Source organism: Borborobacter arsenicus, assembly GCF_003934165.1.
Lineage (GTDB): Bacteria > Pseudomonadota > Alphaproteobacteria > Rhizobiales > Rhizobiaceae > Pseudaminobacter > Pseudaminobacter arsenicus.
In genome coordinates this window covers 1-6,183 of the sequence record NZ_RKST01000071.1, presented here as the reverse complement: position 1 = coordinate 6,183, position 6,183 = coordinate 1, and the positions used below count along the sequence as shown (strand labels likewise).

The 6,183-nt window shown below is 59.6% G+C and carries 5 protein-coding genes and 6 pseudogenes; 5 read left to right on the top strand and 6 right to left on the bottom strand.

Going from position 1 to position 6,183, the window contains the following annotated elements:
- Positions 1 to 519 precede the first annotated feature (519 nt).
- On the bottom strand, positions 520 to 675 hold the full coding sequence (locus EET67_RS25005) for a transposase (protein ID WP_245451242.1): 156 nt from the start codon (positions 673 to 675) through the stop codon (positions 520 to 522).
- Between the two features lie 142 nt (positions 676 to 817).
- Positions 818 to 1,017 (bottom strand): annotated as a pseudogene (locus EET67_RS25000) (hypothetical protein); the annotation flags it as partial.
- A 208-nt stretch (positions 1,018 to 1,225) separates the two neighbouring features.
- Between EET67_RS25000 and parS the strand changes: the two are divergent.
- From parS to EET67_RS24985, 3 genes and pseudogenes are all read left to right on the top strand, one after another.
- On the top strand, positions 1,226 to 1,711 hold the full coding sequence (gene parS, locus EET67_RS24995) for a type II RES/Xre toxin-antitoxin system antitoxin (protein ID WP_128628874.1): 486 nt from the start codon (positions 1,226 to 1,228) through the stop codon (positions 1,709 to 1,711).
- On the top strand, positions 1,708 to 2,214 hold the full coding sequence (locus EET67_RS24990; RefSeq protein WP_128628872.1) for an RES family NAD+ phosphorylase: 507 nt from the start codon (positions 1,708 to 1,710) through the stop codon (positions 2,212 to 2,214). Before parS ends, EET67_RS24990 begins: the two co-directional genes overlap by 4 nt.
- Before the next feature lie 222 nt (positions 2,215 to 2,436).
- Positions 2,437 to 2,567, top strand: a pseudogene (locus EET67_RS24985) (IS6 family transposase); the annotation flags it as partial.
- Between the two features lie 215 nt (positions 2,568 to 2,782).
- Here EET67_RS24985 and EET67_RS26555 read toward each other — a convergent pair.
- Together EET67_RS26555 and EET67_RS26300 are read right to left on the bottom strand one after the other, a co-directional pair.
- Positions 2,783 to 2,910, bottom strand: a pseudogene (locus EET67_RS26555) (IS110 family transposase); the annotation flags it as partial.
- A gap of 417 nt (positions 2,911 to 3,327) precedes the next feature.
- A pseudogene (locus EET67_RS26300) lies at positions 3,328 to 3,530 on the bottom strand (transposase); the annotation flags it as partial.
- Between the two features lie 5 nt (positions 3,531 to 3,535).
- Here EET67_RS26300 and EET67_RS26295 point away from each other — a divergent pair.
- A pseudogene (locus tag EET67_RS26295) lies at positions 3,536 to 3,720 on the top strand (recombinase family protein); the annotation flags it as partial.
- Positions 3,721 to 3,890: 170 nt separating this feature from the next.
- Positions 3,891 to 4,475 carry a hypothetical protein gene (locus tag EET67_RS24965; protein ID WP_128628870.1) on the top strand — a complete coding sequence of 195 codons (585 nt, stop codon included), beginning with the start codon at positions 3,891 to 3,893 and terminating at the stop codon, positions 4,473 to 4,475.
- Positions 4,476 to 4,728: 253 nt separating this feature from the next.
- Here the strand turns inward: EET67_RS24965 and EET67_RS26290 are convergent.
- A pseudogene (locus EET67_RS26290) lies at positions 4,729 to 5,129 on the bottom strand (IS110 family transposase); the annotation flags it as partial.
- A 137-nt stretch (positions 5,130 to 5,266) separates the two neighbouring features.
- Positions 5,267 to 5,932 carry a hypothetical protein gene (locus EET67_RS25935; RefSeq protein ID WP_210211173.1) on the bottom strand — a complete coding sequence of 222 codons (666 nt, stop codon included), beginning with the start codon at positions 5,930 to 5,932 and terminating at the stop codon, positions 5,267 to 5,269.
- Between the last annotated feature and the right edge of the window lie 251 nt (positions 5,933 to 6,183).

The following is a 6,183-nucleotide window of genomic DNA, read 5'->3' as shown; positions in this document are numbered from 1 at the left end:
GCGGGCGATCAGTGTCCATTCCTCGTCCGTCAACCCAATCCGTTCGCCCAAAGCTGCCTCCAAATGGAAGCCTTGAATCAAAACCGGATTCCGCAGTCAACCTTTGTCCACGAGCGCTAGTACGGAGTTGCAAGCCGATGTAAATGCAGTGTTATTCTGTCCCTTTGGCCCGTACTTTTGTCGGGCATACGTCGAGAGAGAACCTGGGTGTGATTTTTCGGGGAATGAGGGTCTGACGCACTTTCGCTGCGGCCTCGCCTAAGTTGCACCGACTAGGCGCGCCTGGAACAGATCGATCTTGGCGACCGTACATTTGCCGCTTGATGAGTTTGAGCTTGATAATCTGGCCTTCGGTCTGGCCGTTTGACCACAGAGAAACAATGGCGTTGCGGACTGCAGCGATGTCCTTTTCATCCCGTTAGCAAAGGAGCCGACAAGGTTTTTCGCGCCATCGAGCCAAGCGTCCAGTTTTGCGATCCACTTTGAGCGGATCATCTGCTGAAAATCGTCGATCAGCGTTCATGCAGTAACGATGTCAGGAACATTGCTCTCAATTGCTGCGATCAGCACGGCGTCTGATTTGGACAGGTCGTCGCGCGCCAGCGTCATAAGCCTGGCGAAGCTTCGTGCCGAAGGCGTGCGGGCAAGTGCGCTTTGATTAGCCTTTTCGGCCAACCGTCGACGCCGCGCCCATTCAGAGACGACGCCGATCTGGCGACGAAGCCTTTCTTACACATTTCGCGCTAGAGCGCCGAAGCATGCGCGCGCCTTGGTCCCCGGCTGCTGTCAAGCCAATGGAGCCATTCCTCGAGCGAACGTATCGCTGGCCGCGCCGGAACGCGAAGTCATCGATGCCGGGGATGGCGAGCTTGCAGTGCGGCTGTTCAGTCCGCCGTACGAAACGCAACAGGGTATCGTTGCTCACCGGCATCATCAGGCGCTCGGCAAAGGCCGCTGCCGGCCTGCGCCGCCCAGCGCCAACCCCAAGTGATGAACCATAGTCTCAAGGCGTCCGGTTCACCATCGAAACCGCGAAAGAGATATGCTTGCGCACGCCAAATTCGCATGCCATGCCGCAAAATCATCACCATGGCTGGTGATTGGGAGCCCGCATGAGCTGTTTCCAGTATCGCCCATCGCCAAAGGGTCGCGAATGATCGGCCCCTTGAACAGGCAAGCGTCAATTGTCATATTGAAACACGACGGATGACGTGAAAGGGTGACCATGGTGATCGCGGCCGAGAACATGGCTCCTGATAGAGGTATCGGCGACCTGCAGAAGGTCGCGGAGTTGCTGGGTGGCACTCGCGTCCTGTCGTGTCGCGTGACCAGCGCGCTCGACGCACATGAGTTGCTGCTACACGGCTTGCCGGCATCGGCGCTGGACTACCTCGTCGGGCGGCTGGTGTTCATCCACAAGGCTGAGTCGCTGGAAAAGGCGGTTGGCATGAGCGTGCGAACCTATCAGCGGCGTAAGGATACGCCGTCGAAGCCGCTCAGCCGGGAGCAGAGCGGGCGAACGTGGAAGTTCGCCGAGATCCTTGCCAAGGCGACGGACGTGCTAGGATCGCAGGCCGAGGCGGAACAATGGCTGGAGCGCCCGGCGATCGGGCTGGACCAGCGCAGGCCGATCGATCTTCTGGCTACACCTGCCGGCATCGAGCTTGTCGAGGGTTATCTCGAACGGCTCGAATACGGCGTCTATGCATGACGCCGCTACCGGCGGCGCTTGGCGGCACGGAGCTTCTCGTCTGGCGCCTCGAGCAGGCCCGCTTTGCGCCGACTTGGGATAGCGGCGAAGGCGCCTACCGTGTCGGCGGCCGCTGGAACAGGAGGGGCGTGCGTGCGGTCTATTGTTCCATCGACCCTTCGACCGCGATCCTCGAAGTGGCGGTCCATAAGGGTTTCAGGGCGCTCGACACGGTCCCGCATGTGATGACGGCGGCTGTCATCACCGACGCAACCGATGTCCATATCGTCCATCCTGCCGTAGTGCCCAACCCCAACTGGCTCCGTCCTGGTATTCCCAGCGGCGGGCAGCAAGCCTTCGGCGACGATCTTCTGCGGCGTCATCGTTTTATCGTCATCCCGAGCGCCGTTTCTTCGCATAGTTGGAACCTCGTCTTCGTCGCGAGTACCGCAACTGGCGCATATGCGCTGAAACTGCAGGAGCCTTTTGCGCTCGATACGCGCCTGCATCCGCCGGTCCCATGAGCGGCAAGCGGCTACCACGTGATAGGGATTTCGCTTCGGAGTTGCGGCATCTCGCCACCTGACCCGCTGGTGCCCTCAATCGTAGAGGCGATCCTCGACGGCAGGCTGGAGCCGGAGATCACGCTGGCAGCGCTAATGGAAGTCGTTTTGGTTCTGCCGCAAACTCGCGGTGTCAACGAAGACCGATGCCATGGAGGCCGCTTCTTGTGATCGGACTATTCCATGTTTTCAGGCCGTCATTTTGACCGTTCAGTAATTCTGCTGTGTGTGCGCTGGTATCTGGCCTACAATCTCAGCCTCCGCGATCTTGAGAAATGATGGCCAAGCGGGGCATTGCTGTTGACCACAAGACCTGTAAAAAATCCTGTCTAGAGTATCCGTGTTGGTCAAGGCATTGAAGGGGCCCATTTTGGGTCGTCGCTGAGCAACGCGTTAGCAAGTACGATGAGCTTTCGCATGATGGCGGTAATGGCTTCTTGGCTGGTTTGCCTGCGGCGACGAGCCGGTCGTAGTTGGCTTTCATATCGGAAATGAAGCGCATGGCGACGAGGGCTGGCATGTAGAGCGCATGGCGGAACATTGCCCTGCCTCCACGGATGAAGGCGTGGCCTGTCCAGTTCCCGGACTCCGCGCGATGGGGGCGAGGCCTGCGAGCGAAGCGGCTTGGCCGTTTCCGAGCGTGCCGAGTTCGGGCATGTCGATGACCAGCGCGAAGGCGGTGACGGTGGAGATACCGGGGATTGAGGCGAGTATGTCGAAACGGCGGGCCAGGTCCGGCTCAGCCCTGACGAGCGCCATGATCTCGGCCTCGGTTGCGGTGATCTGGCGTTCGATCTGCCTGAGCTGCGCTGAATTGTGGCGCTTCAGGATGGACAAAGTCAGGTTCTTCGCCCTGTTCTTCGCCGCCGTGCGGTCCACCACCAGTGCCTGGCGCGCCATGGAAAGCTCCTTGAGATCGCTAACGCGTTGCTCAAGGACGACCAAATGGGCACAATCCCTTCCTTGACCAAAACGGATACTCTAGGGCTGCAACTTGCCGGCCTTTATCGCCTCTTTCTCCGCATCCGTGTTCCGCTACTTCGGTGTCGGCACGAGGGACGCGTCGACGATCTGGCCCAGGAAACGCATCGAGGACAGGCGGTCTCGGATGATGAACTCCATCCTGGCATCCCTCAGATTGTGCTGGGCTTGCAGGCTCAGGCCTTGAACATCGATTCCGGATCGAAGGGAGGACGCCCACCCTTGCTACCGTCGCCATAGCCGAGCCCTTCGACCAGCCAGCCGCGGAAATACTCAAAATCGACCGTCGCCTTCAAGAGGGCTGGCGAAGATGACAGAGGCCAGAAAGCAGCATACGGCGCACGTATCCATGCGACACTCAACCAGTGGCTGCCGACGGTTCGCCGTATGCGGCCCGACCACACATGGGACCATATCGCCCGTGTGCTGAAGCAACGCGGGCTCGACTGGACACCCGAACGGCTTCGCCGAGCCGTCAAATGGCTCGAAGACGGCCAGCGGCAGTCACGGAGTGGGAAAACTGGTCGAGGGGTGGCATACTCCTCCGGTGGCCAGCAAGCCGGCGTCTGGTGCCGAGGCTCGGAGGCAATCAGGACTCGGATTGTGCTCCCGCGGAAATGGGCAGAAGCTGGCTCAAGGATATCTGGGAGGAACCAATGGATATCACCAGCTTTGCCCGCATTTCCGTCATGTTTACAATTGGACTGGGCTGCACCAGCGCGTCAAAAGCCGACGAGGCTCTCGACACCGAGCTCGAACGTGTGCGGCAGGCTCTTGCCAAATACGAAGATCCCTATGTCGCCGTGCGGGACCTCTATCTGTCGACCGTAGGTTGCGTCCATTACGACGGCTCGAAGATGGAAGGCCATATGGATTACCCGAAGGGTGCGATGGGAATTCACTTCGTAAACGTTACGCTTCAGGGACCGCCGGACCCCTTGAAACCGAATGTGCTCATCTACGAGCCGCAGGGCAACAAGCTCAAACTAGTAGCGGCAGAGTGGCTGGTGTCGCTTGCGTCGACCAAGGAGCGGCCGAGTCTCTTCGGCCAAGCTTTCCAGGGGCCCATGGAAGGCCATGAGCCCCTGATACCGCAGGGCTTTCATCATTACGACCTGCATGTCTGGCTGTTCAAGGACAATCCGCTTGGGATGTTCAGCCCCACGAACCCGGATGTGTCGTGCAACGATGCCCAGTTCTCGCTGCTGGAGATGCCGACGAAGCTCGTCCCGGAACCCTGAGCCAAAGCGAAGCACAACGTCTCAGGCGGCTTACCGCCTGGGGCGCCGTGGGATCGGTGATCGCGATTGCCGGCCAGGAGTCGAACCGACGAACCGGCACGTCCCGACGGACACCAAAGCGATACGGCGGGACATTCTCGCTCACAACCGGAACCCCTGGCTCGGCAAGCCGATGGCGGACGTGGAAGACGTCGACGTGTCCAGGCTGGTCAAGGCGATCCAGGTCCGGGGCGCGCAGGCCCTCATCGCCTCCAGCACTTAAGACGTTCTTCGCCTGATGGAGAAGGCGCTCCCGGGCTCGGAACAGCACAGCGCAGGCTTGCTGAGCTTCCGACTTCGGCTGGACAAAACGCATCTCGGGGCGCTGCGCTGCAACGACGATTGCCTCAGCATCGGCGGCATCGTTTTTCTGCCTTTTCACAGAGGGCGGCGCGATCAATCTTACCTCATGACCAAGCTTGATCATTTCCCGTGCCCAGTAGCTCGCGCTGCCGCATGCTTCCATCATAACCAAAGCCGGCAGCTGGCATGCCATGAACTGCCGGAACCGTGACCGCGTCAGCTTCTTACGGAATTTCAAATGCCCTGCCATTGCGCGCCGTGAAGCTGGAAAACGTTCTTTGCCAGGTCCACTCCGATCATTGTATCTTCCATTTGCCGTCCTCTCCTTTTCGTGGCGTTGAACACCACGACCTTGGCACATTGCGATGCCGTCTGGGGAGGGCGGCAACCATCCCATCTTCTGCGCTTTGACGTAGGGGCGCACATACTCCGGTGACATTAGCCGAACCTCATGTCCCACCCTCACTCAAAACCCTTTTGGTCACTTGTTCGTCGCACTCCTTCAGGGCTTCAATCAATTTTTGATTGTCGGCATTAGCAGACTGGCGAGCGGAAATGACTTTACTTGTGAGTGCCTCGCGCGATTGAACGGTACGGTTATGCTGCTCGTTCGGCGGTGAGTGCTGCGGCATCGGTATCGAGCGACTGCTCGATAATATCGAGGCGATTCCGAACAGAGGCAATTGCCTTGGCCTTGGAATCGAAAACTGCGCCCTTCCGCTAATATTCTGCGATAGTGGCGGGCGCGATTGTTTCGCCCGCTTCCTGAGCCTCGCGAAGCTCGTCAAGTATACCAGCGGCATGCGCGCGACCAACCTTTGCTCCGAATTCCTCGCGCCCCGGCAGTTCGGCAACAGCGTCGCTGCCCTGGAGCCGGTGACGCCCGCCGCGACCACCGACCCCAGCTTCGAAGCCCCGCTCTCAGACTCGGGAGCCCTGGCTGAGGACAAGACGGATCCGCCGCAGCCGCTGGATGGAGTGACGTCAACAGTCTCTGCGAAGCCGGTGAATCTCGCCAACATGCCATCGTGGACCGCGCGATGCAGGCCAAGCGTGTCGGTGGCGGCATCGTGAACTTCAAGGCCATGAAGCTGCTGAAGATCAGCGCCTGCCATCATCCTGAGCCTGTCGAAGGACGGCCGCCTGTCTCACAATCACCCAATTCATCGAAAAGACTTCTGTGATGAGGACGGTATCTCCGGACTCAGCCTCGTCGCATTGTCAGGCGAAATGAGAAATTGACCCCCCCTATTGCCTCACCGATCAATGTTACCCAAGGCAGCGGTGGCGACAGTGCTCGTATGAGCTGCCGCAGCGGTGGCAGGTGATAGCGGCAAGCTCTCGATCCAGCCGCCATCGAGGATGA

Excerpts from the sequence above, each read along its gene's own strand:
- EET67_RS25935 (WP_210211173.1), bottom strand. The coding sequence starts at position 5,932 with ATGGCAGGCGCTGATCTTCAGCAGCTTCATGGCCTTGAAGTTCACGAT.
- EET67_RS24965 (WP_128628870.1), top strand. The coding sequence starts at position 3,891 with ATGGATATCACCAGCTTTGCCCGCATTTCCGTCATGTTTACAATTGGA.
- parS (WP_128628874.1), top strand. The coding sequence starts at position 1,226 with ATGGTGATCGCGGCCGAGAACATGGCTCCTGATAGAGGTATCGGCGAC.
- EET67_RS24990 (WP_128628872.1), top strand. The coding sequence starts at position 1,708 with ATGACGCCGCTACCGGCGGCGCTTGGCGGCACGGAGCTTCTCGTCTGG.